This is a genomic window from Comamonas odontotermitis, from assembly GCF_040396735.1.
Classification (GTDB): Bacteria; Pseudomonadota; Gammaproteobacteria; order Burkholderiales; family Burkholderiaceae_C; genus Comamonas; species Comamonas odontotermitis_C.
Genome location: NZ_JBEBNZ010000028.1, coordinates 25,226 through 47,178, shown reverse-complemented (window position 1 = coordinate 47,178; position 21,953 = coordinate 25,226). Strand labels below are relative to the sequence as shown.

The following is a 21,953-nucleotide window of genomic DNA, read 5'->3' as shown; positions in this document are numbered from 1 at the left end:
CATCCTCATCCTCATCCTCATCCTCATCCTCATCCTCATCCTCATCCTCATCCTCATCCTCGTCCTCATCCTCATCCTCATCCTCATCCTCATCCTCATCCTCATCGTTATCATCATTGACATCGTCATCCTGCTTAAACAGGTCCGGATGCAGGCAGTCCACCCAGCTGTCCTCCATGCTGTCCCAGTTGCACACCAGTATGTGGTAATTGCCCTCGGCGTACATATCATGATCAGAACTGATGAAGGCGCGGCCGTACACCGAGCCGCCGATGCGCAGGCTGCCGTCGTTGTATTCGCCGTAGACGATGTTGTCCACGCGCACGTCGCCCAGCACGCGCATGTGGCTGTCGCCGTGGCCGAAGCTGGCGGCGCGCACGTTGCCTGCCACCAGAATACAGCCCGGATGGGTGTGGGTGAGCTGGCTGAACACGCCGCTGACTTCGACGTCGCCGTCGACCACCACGCCCGCATACAGGCCCAACTCGGCAATGCGCTCAAGGTCGAGGTTGCCCTGCCAGCGCAGACTGTGGCGGAACAGTGCCACCCGCTCGGGCTTGCCGCGCTGGGACAGCCAAGTGCCGTCGCTGATGCGCAGGAAGGGCTCCAGCAACGGGTGCGACGCGGGCTCGTCGCAGAACAGCTCATCGGCCACGCTACCTTCAACCACCTTGGCCGTCGGCGCGCAGTTCAGGTAGCCGCGCGCCAGCCACTCGCCCTGCAGCCTCTGCAGGTTGGCTAGCGCCTTGCCCTGGGTCGTGAACGTGGCATGCAGCACCAGGCAGGACCGGCCGACCAAGCCGCAGCGCACGCGTAGGCGGTTGCCGTGTTCGTGCAGTTCGATGAATTCGCCCAGGGCGGTGGATTCGAGATAGACGAGGGAATCGGTCATAGTTGAGGCCTATTTCCTGCATTATGGATAGTTTTATGCGCGTGATTGGAACAGGATGATGGCGGTTTTCTATTCAATATTCGGCTTAACTGAACATCGCATCCATCCATCCATCGTGCCATGCAGGAAGTCCAGCATGCCAGCGCGGGCCGCTGACAGCACTCAACGCAACGGACACAATTCTGGAAACAGGAATTCACCGGGCTGCGGAGATGCTGAGGATCAGTCAAGCGCCCCTGTATTATTAGCCCGGCACTGCTGGCATGTTGGTCTCCGCGTTCCTGCTGCCTCCGGGGCCGCCCCCTGCGACCGCCTGGGCCTATTCATGCTATTGAGGAGCGCGACTAGCGATTCGCGCGCACAATGCGGTCGTTACTCCAGAAGCGGATTGCAGTCGTAGACTTCGGCTTTTTCCGTGAATGAGGAACACGGGCATTGCGCAGGCATGGGAATACACGAAGGGAGAAAAATTTGATCCGACGACAGAAAATCGCTTGCATCGCACGCCGATGAGTGGAAAGTCATTCCCCACAATGAGCATTGCGGTGACTGTGATCTCGGCTGCCGTTCTTGCTACATCCAGCACGATATACACGAGCCATTGCACGTTCGGCTTCGGTGGCTTTCAGTGCAACAGTCCCTTTGCCGGCTATGCAGACATCCTGCTCATAATAACGTTTGTCTCCCTCCTCGTTCTCATCGTGTCGGCGGCCATCGCGGCATGGAAGCTCATCGTATGGCTTCGAATTCCATGATCTCATTAACCCCAGGCGCATCGTGCAAACACTCTCAGTTTCACGTTGACCAACTGGTGCAATGCTGGGAATGGGGCTCCGCAAGCCACATAAGGCTTGCATTCTGGCGACAAGGAGCTGTCAGGGTTGACCCAGCAGAACGTGCACAGGTCAGGCCGCTAGTGCGAATGCTTCAGCGGGGGTTCTCATGTTCAGCACCTGGTGCGGGCGCCAGTGGTTGTAGAAGTGGATCCAGTCTCCGATCAGTCGACTAGCATGCTCCAGTGATTCGAAGCGGTGCACCGGCGCGGCCGCCCCCTGACAACTTCAGCGCAGGCATTTCACAATGCCGTGCTGGCCATGCAGATAACAGCTTTGGCATCAAAACAGTCAATTGAATGCTCGACGCTCACGATCGGCAACCGCTGCAAAGGTGACTTAGCTACTTGGGGGCGGCTTCAGGCTGGTTGCAGCCCTTCAACTCAACAAGTTCGATGACTGGTGGCGCCCAGAGCAGTCATTGCAGCGGGTCATCCTTGAAGGTCTGCACTACATCTTAGAGCCGCCGCTGCAAACAGACACAGGCCAAGGACCGCTTTCAAGAGCGATGAACAGGCGCTTTCGACCGGGAGCCGTCACTCAGATAGAACTAGGTAGCTCACTAATTTTTGGCATTGCTTGAGCAAGTACGACAGCGCAATAGTCTGCTCCACCCACAAGAATTTCAAACACTTCGCCATAGAAGAGCTCACCGCGGCTTGACTCATTCCACAACTGCTCTGACCATCCTCCTTGCAGGATTCGACTCACTGCGCACCTGTTGCCAGGGGGCGTTACCTCGACATTGGCATGCCAATACTCAGGCATATCCCTTTCGTCAAGAAATTTCACTCCAATGACCGAGCCAAAGTGAATTCTCCAAGTTGACCCAACGGGATAGACTTTCAGCAGGATCGTCAGCTCACTTCTCAGCATGGAAAGGCTTTCCAGAAGAGCGTTTTCTCCAGGCTTAAGGCCAATATCGATATTTGAGAGCAGCGTTTTCATCACCGGAGAAGAACGGTCAAATCCATCCATGCTTGTAGATTGGTTATTATCGCCAGAGGAACTGTCAAGGACAGCTTCTGGCCGATAGTGACTGTACCAGTACGACCCGAAGCGGTCAGACACTCCCACCCAGAAGCGGATATTCGAAATTGGTCACCTCGGGCGCCAGGCTAGACGGATGGAGGCCGGCACAAGAAGGCAGCCGCGAAATGCGTCGATAGCTCACGAACTAGGTCCGCGTCGGTTTCACTCAATTCGTCTGGTGGCCAAGCCACCAGTGCAAACAGGGGTCTTTTTTTGAGTTGGAGTAGATTGTCGAATGGGCGAGGCGAATCCGTGGCTGCCTGGACCACACGGCTATTGCGCAACGAATCCACAAAAGCATTCAGAACGGCCGATTCGGTTTCCTCACTGTCGCTGCGAAAGAGCCCGACGGACAGGGCGAGCGCACCGTTCACATAGAACATGCCTAGACCTGCCCCGTTGGCGGAAGTCAACTGAATCTCGATGTGACTCAACTGCGCCCCCATCGAACGCCTAAATACCTCGCCACATTCTTCGAGGAGCTCGCTGCAGACAGTTAGCCAGCGTTGTGAAAGAGTACTGACATAACGCGTTGCCGTTCCTAGTAGGTCGCCATCAAACCCGAAAGCTGCAATTTCAAATGATGCCGGACCCACCATCCACGCGCTGTGTTGATTCGAATGCTGCATGAAGCTCATCTATCTCTTTCCGGGAACTGTTCGGATGTCTGTTCTTGGCCGATAGTGACTGTACCAGTTCGACCCAAAGCAGAAGTTCGCCAATTTAGTCATCCCATTCGGCGAGGTCTTCTGTACCACTGGATCCCAGGCTTATTAATTTGATATTTTTCTCTGTTTGATCGAATTGACTAGCGAAATGAGCGCTATACAAGTTCAAACCTTCGCTTGACGCTGTACCTAATGAATTTGGAGGACAGCTAAAAATTTTCAGCAAATCTTTCAACGCTTCGATGCTAGGAGCTGAGCCGTCCTCATCAAAAGAGAGGGGCTGAACATGTACCCACGGAAGCTTGCAGGTCGTAAGGAACTTGGTAAACGAATCTAACCATTCCACATCCAGATTGGGGACCGCCGCTTGAATCCACGCCTTTCTATTTTCTAGATTAGAAAGCGCCTCATTTCTTAATGTCGCAAAGTAGGCTCGCTCTCCGTCTCGGATAGAAGTGAGGTCTTTACGTGCATCCTGTGGCTGAAACAAGGCTAGCCAAACAATCGGAAGATGCCATTCAGACAACAGATATGGGGATCCGTTGCCATCTAGTTCCGCCCTGGCTGGACACGTTTCGCGTTCTAGAAAATAGAGTTCGCTGTCATCTGACATATTCGGCTTTCCGGGGAGAGTCCCCTCCATGGAAGGTTAAGTCGAACCCTGTGCTGGGAAGCCATAGTGCGGTGGCTCCATAACTGGCATGTAGGGCCTAGAGGACGGATTTTTGATGGCTTTCTGAGCCAGTAGGCATTGCTCGTTAGTGAGGAATAAGCCACTAAGGTCGTTCCCTCCATAGAGGGCATAAAACTTGTGTGATGACTGGCCTAGGTTTGCGTTCACGATCTGGAAGAACGCTACAGCTGCTCTTGCCCAGTCATCGTCTGAATCGACAGTCGGCCCCCATATTTCGTAGCGATTGCCTGCTGCGATGACCGTGTACGAGCCTGCATCTGAACTAACCTCTTCGGTCACATCAAGTGGATTTGGTGCGTAGTGCTGCAACTGTTGGAGCAGGTCGTCATAGGCAGCTTTGATTCCTTGTTCTGCCAAGTTCTCAGCATCCAGATGAACCACTTTCTCGTAGTCGAGGGGGCCTTCAGGGGGGACCTGCTCAGCTCCACTTCCGAAGATTTGTTTAAGGAGTGCTCGGATCTGCGCCATGTGGTTGATGAGGCCTAACTAGATTTGGAAGGTATGCAACAGGCATGCATAGTTCGCACTACTTTATGAGCTTGCTGTTCGACAGGCAAATTTGTAGTCGCCACTTTGAGATAGGCCTAAAAATTCTGATCTCGCTCGGGTGCAAAGGTCCGAATGTCCGCATATGGCCGATCTGCTACTGTCACTGAGCAGTCTGACGAGGACGCTTAAATATCAGCAAAATCATCAGACTGTGGACTTGGATGTACTGGCCTGTATCAACTGCGCATTCATGAGTTGCAACATACGCAACGCCTCATCGGCCACTTGGTAGCCCGCTGCTGCCGCAGATGAACTCGCCGGATCCATTGCAGAACGATCACGGAGTATACCTTCGGTCATTTCCGCGAGTAGTCCAGGCTGTTGGCGTTCAAGACGCTGAAGCAATCCATGCAATAAGTAGACGCACGCACCGATACGTGGATCAGTTGACTGATTCATACTTACATGTTCAGCGCTCATTACGCCTCCTTTGCGCAGTGGCTCTTGCCAACTGTATGACAAGAGAACTTCTCAACATCAAGCAGATGAATGCCCCACCTGAAAACTAATGACCGGAAGCTGTCCGATGTTGATTTACTTGACCACCCGTTTAGGCGGGAAAACGACATGCACTGTCGAGTGGTCCTCGACAGTGCCGGTTTGCGATTCGGTGCAAACTGCCGGTTTTGGCCAACCTTGCTAAAAGCGCGAATTGTCAACCAACGAATCTTGCAAGTTCCGCGTTTTGTCAACCTAAAACGTGGCTTTGTCAACCTAACAGCTGTACTTCGTCAACCTTAGCCTGGGTATTGTCAACCTTCACCCCCAGAACTGCCCATGCAGCAGCTTCAGCTTGGAGGCCAGCGTCTCCGGGTCGTGCTGCATGTGCAGGACAGGGGTTGTTCCAATGCTCACATGCTCATTCCAGATGTGAAACGCTCGCACCTTGGGGAGCATGCGAGCTGCATCTCGGATCGAGCCAGCAATGGTGCCGGATGTGAAGCTCAGGGCTTCTGAGTGTTCATTCATGACCCGTGCCAGATACTGACCGGGCGCGCTTTTTTCAATGTGCAGGCTCTGGATCATCTTTTCACTTCGGGGACGAATTGAATGGTGCCTATTTTCTCCGCCGCGATGCTGCTGGGTGTAGGCCGAATCCAATGGTTCCATAGCCCTTTCATCCAAGCCAGGGCTTAGAGCACCTAGACAGCAATAAGTCTACACGGGAGCATGAAAAGTAAAAAGGCCAGCACAAGGCTGGCCCGGGCAATTGCGGCAGAGCACTCTCTCAGCGCTGATCAGCCGCCTGCGCTTTGCGACGGCGTGCAGCAATTGCCAATGCGCCTAGGGCTGCAGACAATGCTGCCAGCGCGCCGGTGCTCAGCGTCGGTACGGGTGCAGCACCTCCATTGCTTGGCTTCCCCGCAGGAGTGGTGGCGCTACACGAAGCTTGTTGCAAGCCCCCTTTACTGCAAGCTGCACCACCCGCCACCGTAGCAGTGACTGTATTAGCGGTGCTAGTCACAACGGCACTGCCTGCCACAGCTGAAATTTGATAAGTCACAGTCGCACCTGGCTGCAAATCAAAGGTCTGGTCCAATATAGGGTTGGGCACAGTCGCAGCTCCCGAAGGCATAGCGCAGGTTTGGGCAGGTGTTCCACCGCTGGCAGAGCATGTCCAACTAGCCGACTGCAGTCCTGATGGGAATAAATCAGTGAGATGCAGTTGCGGCGCAACCATTGTGCCCACATTGGTAACTGTTACGACATAGTCCACGGCACCACCGGCAGCTATAGGCCCAGGTGTGCTCGATGTCTTCGTCACAGTGATCTCCTGGGGCGCAGAGGGGTCCCAGCAAGATTGAGCGATGTTGCTAAAGGTATGCGAGCCTGTGACTGCGGTGCCAGCAATAAGTCCAGAAACGGTATTGGTTAGCGCCGACACAGGAGCACCGCCGCAAGATAGCTTAGCGTCATAACAAATTTGCTGAGCATCGCCATTCCACTGTACCGATATGTATGGTTTTGGATCAGCATTGAATGGCGTAGCATTGGTTATTCCCAATAGCTCTACTTCAACTGAGAGACTCGCCGTTGCACCTGAGGTTGGATAGGCACTCAGATCTATAGGGAACGTGGCTGTAGCAGCATTCCAGCCAGGAAGAATATTGTTCGAGGCATCGCGAATAGTAACTTTCGCTGAAGCATAGTCGCTTGCCTGAAGGCCCACCAGGTCAATGCGCGACCAAGTCACCGAGTGAGGTTTTCCATCACAATAGTTGCCAGCAGGGCTGGCTTGCACTTGAGCCTTAACTTCAACTGTGCAAGGACCTCCATTGATTGCGTCTGTAGCCGTTAGCCTGCCAGCATCTCCAAGGGCCCAGACGCAAGTGGGATTGGCAGGATCATAAGTGGTTTCGTACCACCAAGGAGAAAATCCAGTGCTGGGGTCATACCCTGCACAAGCAGTGTTGGAAGACCAGTCCCAGCATAATTGCGCTGACGAATCTTGCCAGTAGGTACGCCCATTCAGCAGGAGTCCATAAGAGTATTGATACATGGCTGCAGCATGTGAATTCAGACTCGTCGTAAATGCAGCCTTACTCGGAGTAATATCATTGCCATTCAAGTCAAAGCATTGTGCTTGATTGATACCGCCGCTGTCATAGCCCTCGAAGCACATACCATCAGCCGCCCCCGCACTGTTGGCTGTTGGCAAGAAGCCCATTTGCCCCACTTGATTGTTAGTCGCGTTTCCCGAAAAGCCCACACAGTCGCCATTAATTGCCATGTCAAAACAAGTGAGTACTCCGGGAGGATACGGCCAAGTAGATGTATCAGTCTGCGGCCAATATAGCTTAGAACCCACTTGACCAACTTTCTGATACGTTGCCAAGGCTGTTCGCGTCCCAGAAACAGGAAAGGCTCCATCTGCACCAGTACCCGCGCAAGGTGCGAAAGTCGCAGTGTCAAAACACAGCATGCGCCCATCATCTGTGCTGGTGTAATAGCGGCTACCTTGCTGCCCACCGCTGCTGAAATTACCCGAGTAGCCTAAATCTGCGGCATTACTAAACTCATAAGAACCACAGCTCGTTTGCGCAGCCAAGTCCGCACAGACAACAACCGGCTTGGAAGTTGTATTGTTGACAGCATAAAAGTACAATCGTCCTGTATTTCGGTCGAGATAATCATGTACGACATTGAAGGTCGTATACCAGTTTCCAGTGTACATACCGACTTGCACGAACGGACTACCCGAGGCTGCTGGCACTGAAGTTGGAAATCCTGGACATGCCGTGCCTGTGGCTTGATCACCACAATACAGTGCATCACCTCCGTTATGGTGATAGATCGAATAGACCTTCCCGTTATAAGGAATGGCACGGTAACCATCTCCTCCAGTGCCACCACTGGCACTGGCCACCGGCGGCGTGGGCAACGTTCCCATTGCCGAAGTAGCAGCCATGTAATTGCTACCGGTGACGCGAAGGTCAGTCACCGCCGATGCAGGCGACGGCTCAACCCCAACGTAACTCGTACCATTGTTGATAGACCAAGTCCCCACCGCATTGGACGGCAATTTGAGCGATCCCGCCACATATTCCATTCCTGATGGAATTGCGTCAGAAACATCCACCGTTGCAGCAGTCTGCCCTGCGGGTAGCCCAAGTGTGACGGCATAGCGCACTGTGCGCCCGACTTGGGTATCGGTGGTGCTCTGGGTCGTTAAGTCTCTGCCAGTCTTGGTAACAGATTGGGCGATGACTTGACTAGCGCTGAAGGCTAAAAATGCAGTCAGAACGGCGACCGATCTTCTCTTTAGCCCCTCGTAGGATCGAAATTTATTCATATGGATTATTTATCGTGGGTGTAGAAACCGATATAAATATACATTTTCAAACCACTTTTGCTTTTCTTTTGACAATAATTAACAAATCATCGATTCTTAGGTGAAACACAGAGGGAAATAAAGTCACTTATCGCCCCGTTGTTGCATTGCAGAGTAGGCAGGCCCGAAAGGGCCTTGCCAGAATTCCTGAGCTTTGCGACCACCTACCGAGAGACAGAATGAAATACCCAGCACTTTTTACTGAAGCGCCAGGGGGTGGCTATACCGTGACGTTCCGGGACATCCCCGAAGCAATCACCGAGGGCCAGACTCTTGAGGAGGCGCGCGAGATGGCGGCAGATGCATTGCTGACTGCTATGGACCTCTATTTCGAGGACGGGCGAGCTGTACCCGATCCATCTGCACCCGAAGCCGAGGAGGAGCTTGTTGCCCTCCCCCTTTCGGTATGGGCAAAGGTGCAACTGCTCAATCTGCGGATCCAGAAGAATGCACGGCCAGCAGACATTGCGCGCGCCATGGGGATCAAGCCACAGGAGGTGACGCGCATCCTCGATCTGCACCACGCGACCAAGATTGACACCTTGGCCGCCGCTTTCCATGCCATGGATTCCGAGCTGTCCATTGCTGTGATTCCAGCAATCTGATTGCGCAAACGAAAAAAGAGCCTCCCGAGTGCCGTAGTGGCGCCGGGGAGGCTCCCTGCTTTTTGTCTTAAATAATGCTTAAATGAAATAGATGTTGCATTTTTGCCATGTCAATTGTTGCAATTGCTAACATTCGCCAATGACCCAATAATGAACTGTCAACAAGAGTTTATTGCACTCGCAACCTCACAGAGCAAACAATTAAACCGCTAAAGTTCTTCAGTAATTAATCATAGCTATTTTTAAATGGGAGTAATTATGGGGTCTTTTTGCATAGGGTTAGCTCGCACAGGTATCGCTTTCGCAGTTCTTAGTAGTGCTACGCTAGCGGCCCAAGCTGCAACAATCCAAGTTGCAGCGAATTCAAATTACTTTAATGGGTGGCAGTTCAATACCTCTACCTCCCCTGGTACAGGCTGCGGAACGGAAAACACTCCTGCAACAACCACATTTGGGGTACGCTTGGTGCAGGAACCTTCCAGCTCACAGCTGATGCGTCTCCTGTGCCTGAGCAATGGCAGAACTGCCCGGCATGGAACTATTTTGGAGGAGGGGTGCCTGCGGGAGTCAGTGCTCCGACGAGCGTGAGCACAGTCAACATTCGCAGGGGGAATACACAATACACATTCCCTCAAGCGCTTCCTGTTGGTACCACTTTCTTCGTACAGGATTTGGATGCTCAGGAATCGGTGAACGTTTCATTCTTGAACTGCTCTGGTCAAGCAATCGATGCAAGCAGCTTTGACCTGCTGCGTGTGTCCAATCCTTCTGCAACAACCCTATTGTTACTCCCGGCGCTAGCTGGAGCGCAACCACCGCGGTTCTAAACAGCAACTCTCCCAATGAATTGTTTGGGATCATTCTCCGCGATAGCAATGTATGTTCTGTTCGGCTCGTAAGCACCGCAAATAGCAATAGCGGCGGAGAGCTCTTCTTTTTTGGCCTTCCTGCAGCTATGGTGACTGCTGTTAACGACACAAGATCCACAGTTCCTTCAGTGCCAGTCACAGTTGATCTGCGCGCCAACGACACCACAAATCAGCCAGGATATGTGAGCCTGAATACTCCTACTATCACTACCCAACCAGCGAATGGCACTGTGACAATTGACGGATCAGGTAACGCCGTCTACACGCCAAATGCAAACTTCACTGGCACCGATACGTTCAAGTACCAAGTCTGCACCCAGACAACAGTTCCTCAATGCGCGGAAGCTACGGCAACTATTACCGTAACGGCTATCCCTCCAGCGCCTCCGGTCATCAACGACGCAAGCTTTACCACTCAGGTAAACACGCCAGTTACTGGCAGTGCAAGCACAGGCGGGCAAGTGCCTCCCGGCTCAACCTTCCAGACAGTGACCCCACCTGCACATGGCCAGTTGACGATCGATCCAACGACTGGCGCATTCACCTACACTCCAACTGCAAATTACACTGGCACAGATACTGCGACAGTTCGCGTCTGCCTGCCCGCTCCAAACAGCACGGTATGCGATGACGCCGTACTTACCTTCAATGTGCAAGGCGGCGGAGGCGGTTCTTCTGCAACTCCTGTGCCGACGCTCAATGAGTGGGCGCTGATTGGCTTAACCTCCCTAGTCGCAATGTTTGGTTTTGGCCGACTTCGTAGGCGTCAGAGCTAAAGCACACAAGCCACCTTCGGGTGGCTTTTTCTTTTTGACTCTCGTAATGTGGACTCTCGAACAGCGTCAATGCGAGGTAACTGCCGCTCCGCCCCGGCGAGATCCCTACCCTTCGCCGGTATTGGCTGGCCTAAGCCACATTGCGCGAAAGACCCGACTTGCGTTATCCGGGTTTTTTGCCTGATTTCTTGCGTTTTGGATCGGGCCGCTGAAGTGAAGGGAAGGCGGCTATCGACCCAAAGCAGACAGGCACTGGCTGAGCTGCGCTGCTTGCTGGCGTTGGATTCGACAACTAGCTATGCGTCACTCGCCTCACGCTCTGTAGTTTGTGTGGGCTCTCTAGTAACAGGCGTAGGAAAAGTAACACGCCCTATGGTCGACAAAATTGCTTGTCGGCAGGCTGCCGCAAAATCGTCATCTTGGCATTCGACGTGGTTCTGCACCGCAAGGAAAAGATCCGGTGTAAACACCAACGCTGTGTTCATGGTGAGTGCCGCTGTCACGCACTTTTCGGTGAACGGTTCGCCTCTTTGGTCCAGCGACGAAAGTCGATGCGCATTTCCAAATAGAACTGGCTTTGCTGGTGCGACCACTGAATCTCGCTGCAGATCCTCGTGTATGTTCATCTGTAGCTGTCGCTGCTTGTCCACATTCACCGCTTTGTTGTCCTTACCCTCGGCTTCACCGATCAAGCGACCTTCAGGCGATTCGAAGACAACATCAAATTCAGACCCGCCATCTTTAAAGGGTTCCGCAGTAAATCCGAGCTTCCGTAGTCCCTCAATAATCGCCTCCTCGAGTGGCTTTCCTTTCTCGAAAAGTAGGCTACGGAGGCGGCCTTCGACGCGCAACTGCTCAGCGAGCTCCTCTTTTGTCTTTTGAGCCCTTTCTACAGCGAGCTCAGCCGCCATCAACTCGGCACGAAGGGCGCGCTCTGGCGCCATCAGGTATGCGTCGCTAGATGCCCATGCCGGTTCGTTCGTGATGTCACTCTCAGCGCGTAGTTCTTTGTCCAGTTGTATGACTGCAGCGACGAAACGGCTGGCGAAGGTTTCAGCCTTCTCTGTCCATATCAGCTCTTCATTTTCCTCTGCAAAAAAATCATCAGGACTGAAATCAATATCTGGGAGCAGCACTAGACTCCCTACGGAAGCCTTGCTTCGAAGAATTCCCCCCACAGGTTTGTCACCCGTTCTAGTGACAATTGCCGTCGACGTCTTGTCCATTGCAAGGAGGACGTGATATGTGAACATTTCACGAAACTCATTCCAGAATGCAGCAAGTGGTGGCGCTACGGATGATGCCAACTTCATTTCCGAGCCATTTGCGACTACGGGTTTTAGATCTGCGGGAATTGAGCTGTAGTTGCTGTACTCCGTGACATGACGAGTCGTCTTCTGATTTCTCCCGGTTCCCGAATAGGTTCTCTCACCTGTATCGATATAAACCGAGGTAAGTTCCGGAAGAAAGACGAACGCAGTCTTCCCCGCTAAGACCGCCTCTTTGAGCTCTCGGCGCCAGTGCTCACAGTATTCTCGCAATTGAAAGGACTGCGTATCGCTCAGGCTTGGCTTGCCTTGAAAATACTCTGTTCCATAGCTAAAGAAGTCGCTAATTTCTGGCCTGAATAGCACAATATCGAAGTCAAGCAGTGAAGACTTCGATCGAAACGATACAAGATTGACATTATCAGATGCTAGTTCGCATCCAATAGTCACGATTTGCTTTTCTCTCAATAGGCCTCCGCAGTATTTACGTCACTCTTAGCGACAAACTATACACGGATGTCGCTCGAGATGAAGACTCTTGCCAGGGCAATGCTAGTGAATAAGCACTGCATTGAGTTTTATGCAAGCCTCAAAGCTCATGATCACAGGTTGTGATCAGCACAGAATGCCAACGTTAGAATGACTGCTTGTGGGCCTGTTGCGGCTGTCGCCGTTCGACCCTAAGCAGAAACTCGCGGATCCTTGTCATAACGTGCAGGTTAAAGTGCATGTACATCGCTTGGAGCAAAAAGCACAGTCACTATGTGCTGTTAGACATCATGGCCCACATCCCATCCGTCGCTACGATTGCCGAGTACTTTAGGCTAGGCATTCAAACTGGCCTAATCCAGCCAGAGAATGCTATCGCTTGGGCGGATTCAGAAATTGCCGTCGCTGCGCCACCTGCAGATGGAATCATTGAAGTCGCTTGGAGTAGAAGTCCAGCCTCCACAATGGAGGCGCTTTTGGCTGTACCAGGGGAGCGGGACAAACAACTTGCAGGTAGATTGCTTCTCGGATTGCTTGGAAAGTCAGACCTCAATTCAGAAGATGCTCTGGAGGCAGCCGCAAAACGTGCGTTGTACATTGCGCGAGATGCAGAGCTAGGCGATGAAACGTATGCTCAATTCAACGCAATCGACGACTTAATTTCTCTAGCAAGCACGAAGACTTATGGCACGTTTGAGCAATGCAAGTCTGAGCTAACAAGCACGCTTCTGCATATCGCGCAGGGAGTTCAATTTCCACCCATTTAGCGACAAAGGTAATGGACCACATGCTGAGTCTGCTTCTGGTCGAGTCGAGTCAAAGCTCGCCCCGTCGACGGGCAGCCTCCAGAAGGCAGTCAACGTCCATAATGGCTTCTTCATTCATGACCTGTTGCCAAGAAGGTATCGGGCAGCCCGGCTCTTGAACTAGGATGAACAGTCGGCCGTCCTTATATAGACAGTCGACGTAGAACCCTTGCGCGCGACAGCCAATAACCTCTGCCTCGACTTCACTCGCGGCAACGCCTTTGGCATTCGGCTTGTCTACCCCTACATAGTGAACGAGCCTGCACTCAGACGAGGGCGAAGACCTGAACTCAGTAATCGCTTGCTGGCAACTCTCACCCGGTTCGGTGTAGTCGATTTCGTTTGGTAGTGGCATTTTGGCAAGGGGGGATGGATGTCCGGTATTGGCCGAGAGCAGTCGGCCAAAAAATGTAGAAGGCGTTGGGCCTGCATCACAGATGCCCGATAACGCAAAAATGGCCGATATCCCCGCCATAACGACGAAATCCAACTACAGCTTGGTAAGCGCACGTAATCTATTTGGGCGAAAGAAGACTACAGCCACCTTGATTAATTGGACGGAAGGCTTCATTGCCGTCGATGCTAGCTATGCGCTTGTAGAAATCATAAGGCCCCGTCGACTCTGCCGGTGATTTGACTTCGAACAAATGCACTGCGTGAATTTTGCGACCATCGGCACGCACCACACCCTTACCAAAGAGGGGATCGTCTGTGGGCAGCTCTTTCATCTTGGCTACCACCTTGATGCCGTCGTCCGTACCCGCTGCGTCGACCGCCTTGAGGTAATGCAGCACGGCAGAATACACACCAGCATGGTCTGCACTGGGGTATTTGCCACCCTGCAGTTTTGCAAAGCGCTTCGACCATGCGCGCGTTTCATCGTTCAAATCCCAATAGAAGGCTTCGGTAATATTCAGCCCCTGCGCCTTCTTCAAGCCCAGGCCCTGCACATCTGGCAAAAACACAAGCAATCCGGCAAGCTTTTGTCCACCCTGTACCAATCCAAATTCCGCAGCTTGTTTGATCGCATTGGTCGTGTCGTTACCTGCATTGGCCAAACCGATGATCTTTGCGCCCGAGGCCTTTGCGCGCACCAGGTAGGACGAAAAATCGGAGGTGTTCATGGGCACCTTTACCGAGCCCAACACCTTGCCACCGGCGCTCACCACCACTTTCGATGTATCGGCCTCCAGCGCATGGCCAAACGCATAGTCGGCCGTCAAAAAGAACCACGTGTCGCCACCGTTGTGCACCACTGCGCGGCCCGTGCTATTGGCCAGCATCCATGTATCAAACAACCAGTGCACGGTCGTTGGTGTGCACGCTGTACCCGTCAGATCCGGGCTCCCAGCCCCGGTATTGATAAAGACCTTTTTCTTTTCTTTAGCAACCTGGTTCACCGCCAGCGCCACAGATGACACCGGCACATCCACAATCATGTCAACCCCATCGGTGTCATACCACTTGCGGGCTACCACTGAGCCCACGTCGGGCTTGTTCTGGTGGCTGGCCACCACTACCTCAATCCTGTAGGCTGGATGCTTCATTTTCTGAAAATCCTCCACCGCCATCTTGGCAGCGGTGACAGAGCCGGGCCCAGAGATTTCCGAATACGGTCCTGTGAGGTCATTCATGACGCCGATGCGAACCGTATCGTCCGACACCTGCGCGTAGGCAGGCACCAGTCCGAATGCGCACGCAGCAGCGGCCAGTAGTTGAAGCATTTTTTGCATGTGAGATCTCCTGGTGATTGAAATAGGGATGCAGGTCTTCCAACGACTTGGGGATACAGAAGAGCCAGGTGGGCGCTTTGATTTATCGGTTTTGGTACGCTGGTGCGCGTCGCTCTGCAAAGGCTGCGATTCCTTCTGTTGCATCCTGCGACTGAACCACTTTGGCAAAGGCCTTGCGCTCTTCGCGTAAGGCGGCTTCGACCTCCTCATACTGCAAGCGCCGCAGCAGTGCAGTGCACGCGCTGATCGATAGCGGGGCGCGCTGCGCCACTTGAGATGCGATCTCGATGGCACGCGCCATCAATTTTTCCGGTTCCAGAACTTCGCTGACCAATCCTGCTTGAAGCGCGCGTTGTGCATCGATTGGCTCACCGGTCAAAATCATCTGCGCCGCCAGCGCAGTAGGCATGTGGCGTGGGAGCCTAGTACAGCCTCCCCCGCCCGCCAGCACTCCTACCTTGACCTCGGGCAACCCAAGCCGCGCCGTGCTGGAGGCGATACGCATATCACAGGCCAGCGCCACCTCCAACCCACCGCCAAAGGCCACGCCATTGATCGCCGCAAGCACGGGCTTTGCGGTGCTGGGGCGATGCGTGATGCCGCAAAACTGCGGATCGTCCTGGTTAAGTGCAATGTTACTTCTGAGGTGAGGCAGCATATGCGGGATATCTGCGCCTGCGCAGAATGCACGCCCACCTTCCCCGGTGATCACAATGCAGCGAACCTGATCGTTCAATTCCAGCTCACCCAGCGCCCTCGCCATGGCTGCATCTGTTTCTGGGTCAATGGCATTGAGCTTGTCTGCACGCGCAATGGTCAGGACACCTACGCCTGCGGCGGGATAGCTGAGCTTGATGGGGTTTTCCATAAAGAGGCACTTTCTTTTGTTGCCATGACGGCTGTTTTGCCGTTATGCTTCAATTAACAGTACGGTCGTACGTATTTTACAGGAGAACAAAGAAATACCATGAGTGCTTACCCCAGCAGACCCTCTTTCAGTGACATAGAAATTGCACCCTGGAACGACATCGTGGGCAAACAGGAAGCTTTGCTTGCACAGCAGCTTCAGTACCTCAATGCCCATTCAGCGTTCTACAAGACCAAGCTGGCGGACGCCAAGGTGGATCTCTCCGCCATCAAGCGCATTCGCGATTTGGCACAAATCCCCTTCACGTACAAGCACGAACTGCGCTCCAGCTTGGCCGCCGCCCCATTGCTGGGTTTGCATCAGGCCGCCAGCCAAAGCGATATCGTGCAAATTCAGGCCTCCTCTGGCACAACAGGCAGTCCCGCTTATGTCGGTTTGACCCGATCCGACCGGCAGGCCTGGTCCGAGATGACTGCCCGGGGCCTCTACGCCTGTGGGGTGCGCGCGCACGATCTGGTGTTGCATGCGTTTTCGATGAGCAAAGGGTTTGTAGGCGGCATTCCCATGTTTCAAGGGGTTGCGCATCTTGGGGCCATCGACATCCCCATCGGCGCTGACGGCGGCGCTGATCGACTGCTCATTGCAGCACGCGATGCCCGGCCTCGCTGCATCGTTGGAACACCCAACTTTCTGCTGTACCTGGCCTCGATCGCGCCAAACATCATTGGCATGCCAGCGACCGATCTCGGTGTCGAGCGTCTCATCGTTGGCGGCGAGCCCGGTGGGGGCAACCCGGCCATTCGCCAAGCCATGGAGACCGCATGGGGCGCCAAGTGCTGCGAGTTCATGGGGGGCACTGACCTGGGCTGTGTCTATTGGGCCGAATCTGACGACCAGAGCGGCATGTACTTTGTAGGGCCCGACTACATCATCGCGGAGTTGATCGACCCCGAGACGGGGGAGCCAATTGCGTGGTGCGAGGGCGCGACTGGCGAACTTGTCTACACATCCTTGCAGCGCCAGGCATCACCGGTGCTGCGCTTCCGCTCGGGCGATCACGTACAAGTCACCGCCATGGGGGGCACCGGGGGACGCACAACACCCGCCATCCGCTGCTTTGGACGCACCGACGACATGCTCATTGTGCGTGGCGTGAACATCTTCCCCTCGGCCATTCAGGACGTGGTTTCCGCCATGGTACCCACCGTGGGCGGAGCGGTTCGGGTGGTGGCCGATTTTGAAGGCCACACCACACAAAGCAATCTCAAGCTTTTGGTAGAGCGCGCCAACGGCCAAAGCGAGGAACTGGATACGCAAATGGCTCGACAAGTAGAAACGCGTGTGCGCAATGCGCTGGCCGTCAAGGTGGATGTGCGGATGGTCAGCTACGGATTTTTTGCGGCACCTGGCGCGCAGAAGGTGGCGCTGACACTCAGAAAGATGCCCGACCTGACAGCGGCCTCTGCAACTGGAGATCGATAATGGAAACCAACCAAACTGAATTGAACGTACTGGCCTACAACGAGTTGCTGGAGAGCCTGCTTGCCGCCCGCAAACTGGCATGGCAAGGCGGCAATGACGCCGCCCGTCAAAAGCACAAAAACCGGCAGCGACTGCTGGTCAGAGAACGCATTGAACTGCTGCTGGACGAGGGCTCACCTTTCCTGGAGATTGGCGAGTTGGCAGGCGAAGGGATGTACGAAGGCGTTGCGCCCGGCGCAGGCATTGTGACGGGCGTGGGGTTGATCAATGAACGCGCCTGCATGGTCATTGCCAACGACCCGACTGTCAAAGGCGGTACCTACTTTGGCATGACATGCAAAAAGCATGTGCGTGCCCAGCAATTTGCCATCCAACACCGCCTCCCCTGCGTTACCTTGGTGGACAGTGGCGGGGCGTTTTTGCCGGACCAAGCCAACATTTTCCCCGATGAGGGTCTCTTCGGGAGTATCTTCAAAAATCAGGTGGAGATGTCCTCCCAAGGCATCGCGCAGATTGCAGTCGTACTAGGTGCCTGCACTGCTGGCGGTGCCTATATCCCTGCACTTTGCGACGAGATCATCATCGTACGAGGCAAGGGCTTCATGTTCCTCGGTGGCCCGCAGTTGGTGCAGGCGGCCACCGGCGAAGTGGTGGAAGCGGAGCTGCTGGGCGGAGCCGAAATGCATAGCCGTGTCAGCGGCGTGACGGACCACGTTGCCGACAACGACGGCCACGCACTCGTGCTCGCACGTCAACTGGTGGGAGAGCTTCCTCCAATGCCTGCACCACTGCGCGACCGCATGCAGGTCCGTGCACCTGCCAGGCCGGAACACGATATCTACGGACTCATCAGCGCCAACCCCAGGATCCCTACGCCTACGCGCGAAGTCCTCCGATGCTTGTTGGACGATGGACAGCTCGCAGAATTCAAATGTGAGTTCGGTCACACCCTCATCACCGGCTTCGCGCGTATCGGTGGTTGGCAGGTAGGCATTCTGGCCAATGAAGGCGTGCTTTTTGCCGAAAGCGCCAACAAGGCCAGCCACTTCATCGACATGTGCTGCAAGCGCAATGTGCCTTTGCTCTTTCTGGCAGATGTAGCGGGGTTCATGGTCGGTCTGGAGGCCGAACAAGCGGGCATTGCCAAGGCGGGCGCCCGCTTTATCACGGCCATGAGTTCGGCCAAGGTTCCCAAGTTCACCATCATTACCGGCGGGTCTTATGGCGCGGGGTATCTGGCCATGTGTGGGCGTGCATTCAAGCCTAACGCCATGTTTATGTGGCCTAACGGGCGCGCAGCCATCATGGGGCCCGAGCAGGCCGCCACCACGCTGGCCATGGTCAAACGGCAGAACCTAGAAGCCAAGTCCATCACATGGAGCCCTGAAGAGGAAGAAGCATTCAAAACGCCGATACGCCAGCAATACGAGCGCTTTGCAGCGGCCCGCAATTTTGCAAGCCATCTATGGGTAGACGGCATTCTGGATCCCGCTGAAACGCGCGAAACCATGACGCTTCTGCTCGATCTCGCAGCCCGTGTTCCCACGGAGCCCACGCAATTTGGCGTTTTCCGGATGTAGGACTCTATCTATGTTTAAAAAAGTACTGATTGCAAATCGTGGAGAGATTGCGTGCCGCATCGCTCGCACCCTCCAGGCCATGAATATCGCCGTGGCTACCGTGCATTCCAGCGCCGACGCCAACGCCCTTCACGTGCGGGAGATCGGGGAGTCCATCTGCATTGGAGAGGGCCCGGCGCGCGAAAGTTATCTCCATATCGATGCAGTATTGGCTGCGGCCCGCCAGGTGGGCGCCGACGCCATCCACCCCGGATTTGGCTTTCTCTCAGAAAACCCGGAGTTTGCGCGGCGCTGTACGCAAGAAGGCATTTCCTTCATCGGCCCCTCTGCACAAACCCTGGAGCTGTTCGGCAACAAGGCAGCCGCCAAGGCCATGGCCCATCAACTGGGCATACCTATCGCTCGCGGCATGCTGGAGGGAACGGACAATGTACAGGCCGTGCTCGACGCATTGCAAACCATTCCGCTTCCCTGCATCGTCAAGGCAGTGGCCGGCGGCGGCGGCAAGGGGATGCGTGTGATCCGCAAGCAGGAAAGCGCCCGCGAGGAAATCGAAGCAGCCATTCGCGAAGGGCGTTCGTCTTTTGGCGACGGTCGTGTCATTGTCGAGCAATACCTGAGCGCGCCTCGGCATATCGAGGTTCAAATTCTGGGAGACGGCACAGGCAACATGGTCCATTTGTACGACCGCGAATGCTCCCTGCAGCGCAGGCACCAGAAGGTCGTGGAAGAAGCCCCGGTCTCCAGCATCAGCCTTTCACTGCGCGAGCAGCTCTGGCAGCATGCTGTCGCATTAGGCGCAGCGGTCAATTACCTAGGCTTGGGCACGGTGGAATTTGCAGTCACTGACGACGCGGTGATTTTTCTAGAAGTGAACCCTCGCCTACAGGTAGAGCACCCAGTGACTGAAGGCATTCTGGGACTCGATCTGGTTCAACTGCAGGTAAGCACCGTTGCCGACAAGGCCCTGGCCATTCAGCAGCAGGACATTCCTTTGCCCAGTGGGCAAGCAATGCAAGTCCGGCTGTACGCAGAAGATGCGGCGCAGGGCTTTATGCCCTCTACTGGCACGATCCGCGCATTTCATGTGGGCAATGGCGTACGGGTGGACAGCGGCGTTGAGGCCGGTAGTGACATCAGCCCGCACTACGACCCCATGTTGGCCAAGCTCATTGCACATCGCTCAACGCGCATGCAAGCGATTGCCGCACTGCGTAATGCCCTGCTCCACACATCGGTACTCGGCGTTGTCAGCAATCGCAGCTTTTTGATGGGCCTTTTGGCTGTGCCTCAAGTCGTCGACAATCAGGTCAATACGGAAACGATTGACCATTGGCTCAAAAGCCACGGCGATGCGGTCGATAACCCGCGCCATATTGCCGCCATCATGGCGGTATGGCGGCGCAGCCAGCGTCCGAGCAATCCCAGCGTAGCCGCCTGGGGCGATGCTGCGCTAGATGGTTGGCGCATCCAACGCAGCGCCAAGCCGCAAACCGATGCCATTTTGTATCGTTATCAGGTGGCATCTGCCCATGGCAAATGGCGTGTGGGTTTTGGCCAGACAAGCGCCGATGGACGCTGGCCGGTATTGGTGGACGATCGGCTCTACCTAGTTCGGCTCGCGCCGAGCGGCCAGGACTGGCTGGTACAACTGGATTCAGTCTCCTTGCACGTGTCCGCAGCCTGCACGGGTGATCGTGCATGGAGCGAAATTGGCGACACCCAGATCGCCATCGATATCCAACCTCTGTATGCCCGCTCAGGAGCCGGTGGCGCAGACCAGTCAGGAAGGGCAGTTGCACCCATGATGGGCCTCATCGTCGCTGTGAATGTGGCGAACGGGCAAACCGTCGCGGTGGGAGACCGTCTCGCCACCCTGGAGTCCATGAAGATGGAGATGGCCATTACCAGTGCGGTAGCGGGCACGGTGAAGTGGGTGGGTTGCAACCCCGGAGAAAAAGTGGAGCGCAACCAGGAACTTTTCCACATCGCCGAAGCCGCTGCATAAGGAGGTAGACATGCGCACCACACTACCCCAACGCGTCGAAATCCACGAGGAAGGACCACGCGAGGGCTTTCAGATCGAGCGACCGGGGTTCAGCATTTCGCAGCGTGCTTCATTGGTCGAGGCGCTGGCCCAGGCTGGCATGCCGCAGATCCAGGTGGCGTCCTTCGTCAACCCGACACGCGTACCGCAGATGGCCGATGCGCCGGAGTTGTTTCGCGCCATCCGCAAACGCAAGGGCGTGCGCTATACCGGCCTGTGGCTGAATGAAAAAGGGTTTGAGCGTGCCTGCAGCGTCGCCGAGGTCGACCTGGAAGGCGTGCTGTATTTCTACGCATCGGATACATTCTGCCAGCGCAATAACGGCGTTTCATCCACCAGCTACACCGCAGCCCAAAAGAACTGGGTGCAACGCTACGCCGCGCATGACATCGCGGTCCACAAGTGCTATGTAATGACTGCATTTGGCTGCAATTTCGAGGGGGCGATCTCTCTGCAGCAGTTGCGCGTCGTGCTGCAGGGCATTGTGGATTTACAGGCGGAAGCTGGCATACACCTGCAAGAGCTGTACCTGGCTGACACGGTAGGCTGGGCCAACCCCCGCTCCGTTACCGAGCGTGTGGACTTGGTGCGCGAGCTGTTTCCAGGCATCCGCGTAGGCTTGCATTTGCATGACACCCGAGGCATCGGCATGGCCAATGCACTGGCGGGCTTGCAAGCCGGCGTTGACCTGTTTGACGCCTCGGTTGCCGGGCTGGGAGGCTGCCCCTTCAGTGGCCACTCAGCCGGCGGTGCAGCGGGCAATATCTGCAGTGAGGACCTGGTATTTCTCTGCCACGAACTGGGCATAGAAACCGGAATCGACCTGAAATTGTTGATTGATGCCGCTCGGCTGGCAGAGCAAATCATCGGCCGGCGCCTGGAGGGGCACAGCATGCACAGCGGCTTACTCTGCGTCCAAGCGTAAGGCAT

Annotated in this window: 20 protein-coding genes; 7 read left to right on the top strand and 13 right to left on the bottom strand. The window is 55.0% G+C overall.

Features of this window, described 5'->3' with window-relative positions; all coding sequences use genetic code 11:
* The 9 genes from ACH2DG_RS18145 to ACH2DG_RS18105 all read right to left on the bottom strand — a co-directional run.
* Positions 1–892 (bottom strand): hypothetical protein (locus ACH2DG_RS18145; RefSeq protein ID WP_395027827.1); only part of this gene is annotated, 892 nt, incomplete at its 3' end.
* Between the two features lie 905 nt (positions 893–1,797).
* Complete coding sequence (locus ACH2DG_RS18140) at positions 1,798–1,929, bottom strand: integrase core domain-containing protein (protein ID WP_395027826.1); 132 nt, start codon at positions 1,927–1,929, stop codon at positions 1,798–1,800.
* Between the two features lie 336 nt (positions 1,930–2,265).
* Positions 2,266–2,703, bottom strand: a complete 438-nt coding sequence (locus ACH2DG_RS18135) for a hypothetical protein (RefSeq protein ID WP_395027825.1) — start codon at positions 2,701–2,703, stop codon at positions 2,266–2,268.
* Positions 2,704–2,843: 140 nt separating this feature from the next.
* Entirely contained in the window at positions 2,844–3,395 is a 552-nt protein-coding gene (locus ACH2DG_RS18130; protein ID WP_395027824.1) for a hypothetical protein, read from the bottom strand.
* Positions 3,396–3,480: 85 nt separating this feature from the next.
* Positions 3,481–4,038 carry a hypothetical protein gene (locus tag ACH2DG_RS18125; protein WP_395027823.1) on the bottom strand — a complete coding sequence of 186 codons (558 nt, stop codon included), beginning with the start codon at positions 4,036–4,038 and terminating at the stop codon, positions 3,481–3,483.
* A 36-nt stretch (positions 4,039–4,074) separates the two neighbouring features.
* Positions 4,075–4,587 carry a hypothetical protein gene (locus ACH2DG_RS18120; protein WP_395027822.1) on the bottom strand — a complete coding sequence of 171 codons (513 nt, stop codon included), beginning with the start codon at positions 4,585–4,587 and terminating at the stop codon, positions 4,075–4,077.
* Between the two features lie 225 nt (positions 4,588–4,812).
* The gene (locus ACH2DG_RS18115; protein WP_395027820.1) at positions 4,813–5,088 is read right to left on the bottom strand and encodes a hypothetical protein; all 276 of its coding nucleotides are present in this window, start codon (positions 5,086–5,088) and stop codon (positions 4,813–4,815) included.
* Between the two features lie 339 nt (positions 5,089–5,427).
* Positions 5,428–5,778 carry a hypothetical protein gene (locus ACH2DG_RS18110; RefSeq protein WP_395027819.1) on the bottom strand — a complete coding sequence of 117 codons (351 nt, stop codon included), beginning with the start codon at positions 5,776–5,778 and terminating at the stop codon, positions 5,428–5,430.
* A 118-nt stretch (positions 5,779–5,896) separates the two neighbouring features.
* Positions 5,897–8,461 (bottom strand): IPTL-CTERM sorting domain-containing protein, encoded by a 2,565-nt coding sequence (locus tag ACH2DG_RS18105; protein WP_395027818.1) that lies wholly within the window; start codon positions 8,459–8,461, stop codon positions 5,897–5,899.
* A 218-nt stretch (positions 8,462–8,679) separates the two neighbouring features.
* Between ACH2DG_RS18105 and ACH2DG_RS18100 the strand changes: the two genes are divergently transcribed.
* Together ACH2DG_RS18100 and ACH2DG_RS18095 are read left to right on the top strand one after the other, a co-directional pair.
* Complete coding sequence (locus tag ACH2DG_RS18100) at positions 8,680–9,105, top strand: type II toxin-antitoxin system HicB family antitoxin (RefSeq protein ID WP_395027816.1); 426 nt, start codon at positions 8,680–8,682, stop codon at positions 9,103–9,105.
* A 955-nt stretch (positions 9,106–10,060) separates the two neighbouring features.
* Positions 10,061–10,750: an IPTL-CTERM sorting domain-containing protein gene (locus tag ACH2DG_RS18095; RefSeq protein ID WP_395027814.1), complete on the top strand. Its 690-nt coding sequence runs from the start codon at positions 10,061–10,063 to the stop codon at positions 10,748–10,750.
* A 296-nt stretch (positions 10,751–11,046) separates the two neighbouring features.
* On the opposite strand, the gene ACH2DG_RS18090 is transcribed toward ACH2DG_RS18095, so the two are convergent.
* Positions 11,047–12,486 (bottom strand): hypothetical protein, encoded by a 1,440-nt coding sequence (locus tag ACH2DG_RS18090; RefSeq protein ID WP_395027813.1) that lies wholly within the window; start codon positions 12,484–12,486, stop codon positions 11,047–11,049.
* Between the two features lie 260 nt (positions 12,487–12,746).
* Here ACH2DG_RS18090 and ACH2DG_RS18085 point away from each other — a divergent pair, with 260 nt between their 5' ends.
* Positions 12,747–13,274 carry a hypothetical protein gene (locus tag ACH2DG_RS18085; protein ID WP_395027811.1) on the top strand — a complete coding sequence of 176 codons (528 nt, stop codon included), beginning with the start codon at positions 12,747–12,749 and terminating at the stop codon, positions 13,272–13,274.
* 49 nt (positions 13,275–13,323) lie between these two features.
* Here the strand turns inward: ACH2DG_RS18085 and ACH2DG_RS18080 are convergent, their stop codons facing one another.
* The 3 genes from ACH2DG_RS18080 to ACH2DG_RS18070 form a co-directional block, all read right to left on the bottom strand.
* On the bottom strand, positions 13,324–13,803 hold the full coding sequence (locus tag ACH2DG_RS18080; RefSeq protein WP_395027810.1) for a hypothetical protein: 480 nt from the start codon (positions 13,801–13,803) through the stop codon (positions 13,324–13,326).
* 25 nt (positions 13,804–13,828) lie between these two features.
* Entirely contained in the window at positions 13,829–15,046 is a 1,218-nt protein-coding gene (locus ACH2DG_RS18075; protein ID WP_395027808.1) for an ABC transporter substrate-binding protein, read from the bottom strand.
* A gap of 82 nt (positions 15,047–15,128) precedes the next feature.
* Positions 15,129–15,914, bottom strand: a complete 786-nt coding sequence (locus ACH2DG_RS18070; protein ID WP_395027807.1) for an enoyl-CoA hydratase/isomerase family protein — start codon at positions 15,912–15,914, stop codon at positions 15,129–15,131.
* A gap of 99 nt (positions 15,915–16,013) precedes the next feature.
* Here ACH2DG_RS18070 and ACH2DG_RS18065 point away from each other — a divergent pair, with 99 nt between their 5' ends.
* From ACH2DG_RS18065 to ACH2DG_RS18050, 4 genes are read left to right on the top strand one after another with little or no spacing between them, the layout of a single operon-like run.
* Entirely contained in the window at positions 16,014–17,396 is a 1,383-nt protein-coding gene (locus tag ACH2DG_RS18065; RefSeq protein WP_395027806.1) for a phenylacetate--CoA ligase family protein, read from the top strand.
* Entirely contained in the window at positions 17,396–18,976 is a 1,581-nt protein-coding gene (locus ACH2DG_RS18060) for an acyl-CoA carboxylase subunit beta (RefSeq protein ID WP_395027805.1), read from the top strand. Before ACH2DG_RS18065 ends, ACH2DG_RS18060 begins: the two co-directional genes overlap by 1 nt.
* On the top strand, positions 18,957–20,984 hold the full coding sequence (locus ACH2DG_RS18055; protein ID WP_395027804.1) for a biotin carboxylase N-terminal domain-containing protein: 2,028 nt from the start codon (positions 18,957–18,959) through the stop codon (positions 20,982–20,984). The genes ACH2DG_RS18060 and ACH2DG_RS18055 overlap by 20 nt, the downstream gene beginning before the upstream one ends.
* 10 nt (positions 20,985–20,994) lie before the next feature.
* Positions 20,995–21,948 (top strand): hydroxymethylglutaryl-CoA lyase, encoded by a 954-nt coding sequence (locus ACH2DG_RS18050; protein WP_395027802.1) that lies wholly within the window; start codon positions 20,995–20,997, stop codon positions 21,946–21,948.
* Positions 21,949–21,953 lie beyond the last annotated feature (5 nt).

Bases quoted from the DNA above. Each gene is read 5' to 3' on its own strand.
- ACH2DG_RS18135 (WP_395027825.1), bottom strand. From the start codon at position 2,703: ATGGATGGATTTGACCGTTCTTCTCCGGTGATGAAAACGCTGCTCTCA.
- ACH2DG_RS18130 (WP_395027824.1), bottom strand. From the start codon at position 3,395: ATGAGCTTCATGCAGCATTCGAATCAACACAGCGCGTGGATGGTGGGT.
- ACH2DG_RS18125 (WP_395027823.1), bottom strand. From the start codon at position 4,038: ATGTCAGATGACAGCGAACTCTATTTTCTAGAACGCGAAACGTGTCCA.
- ACH2DG_RS18120 (WP_395027822.1), bottom strand. From the start codon at position 4,587: ATGGCGCAGATCCGAGCACTCCTTAAACAAATCTTCGGAAGTGGAGCT.
- ACH2DG_RS18115 (WP_395027820.1), bottom strand. From the start codon at position 5,088: ATGAGCGCTGAACATGTAAGTATGAATCAGTCAACTGATCCACGTATC.
- ACH2DG_RS18110 (WP_395027819.1), bottom strand. From the start codon at position 5,778: ATGGAACCATTGGATTCGGCCTACACCCAGCAGCATCGCGGCGGAGAA.
- ACH2DG_RS18105 (WP_395027818.1), bottom strand. From the start codon at position 8,461: ATGAATAAATTTCGATCCTACGAGGGGCTAAAGAGAAGATCGGTCGCC.
- ACH2DG_RS18100 (WP_395027816.1), top strand. From the start codon at position 8,680: ATGAAATACCCAGCACTTTTTACTGAAGCGCCAGGGGGTGGCTATACC.
- ACH2DG_RS18095 (WP_395027814.1), top strand. From the start codon at position 10,061: ATGGTGACTGCTGTTAACGACACAAGATCCACAGTTCCTTCAGTGCCA.
- ACH2DG_RS18085 (WP_395027811.1), top strand. From the start codon at position 12,747: ATGTACATCGCTTGGAGCAAAAAGCACAGTCACTATGTGCTGTTAGAC.
- ACH2DG_RS18075 (WP_395027808.1), bottom strand. From the start codon at position 15,046: ATGCAAAAAATGCTTCAACTACTGGCCGCTGCTGCGTGCGCATTCGGA.
- ACH2DG_RS18070 (WP_395027807.1), bottom strand. From the start codon at position 15,914: ATGGAAAACCCCATCAAGCTCAGCTATCCCGCCGCAGGCGTAGGTGTC.
- ACH2DG_RS18065 (WP_395027806.1), top strand. From the start codon at position 16,014: ATGAGTGCTTACCCCAGCAGACCCTCTTTCAGTGACATAGAAATTGCA.
- ACH2DG_RS18060 (WP_395027805.1), top strand. From the start codon at position 17,396: ATGGAAACCAACCAAACTGAATTGAACGTACTGGCCTACAACGAGTTG.
- ACH2DG_RS18050 (WP_395027802.1), top strand. From the start codon at position 20,995: ATGCGCACCACACTACCCCAACGCGTCGAAATCCACGAGGAAGGACCA.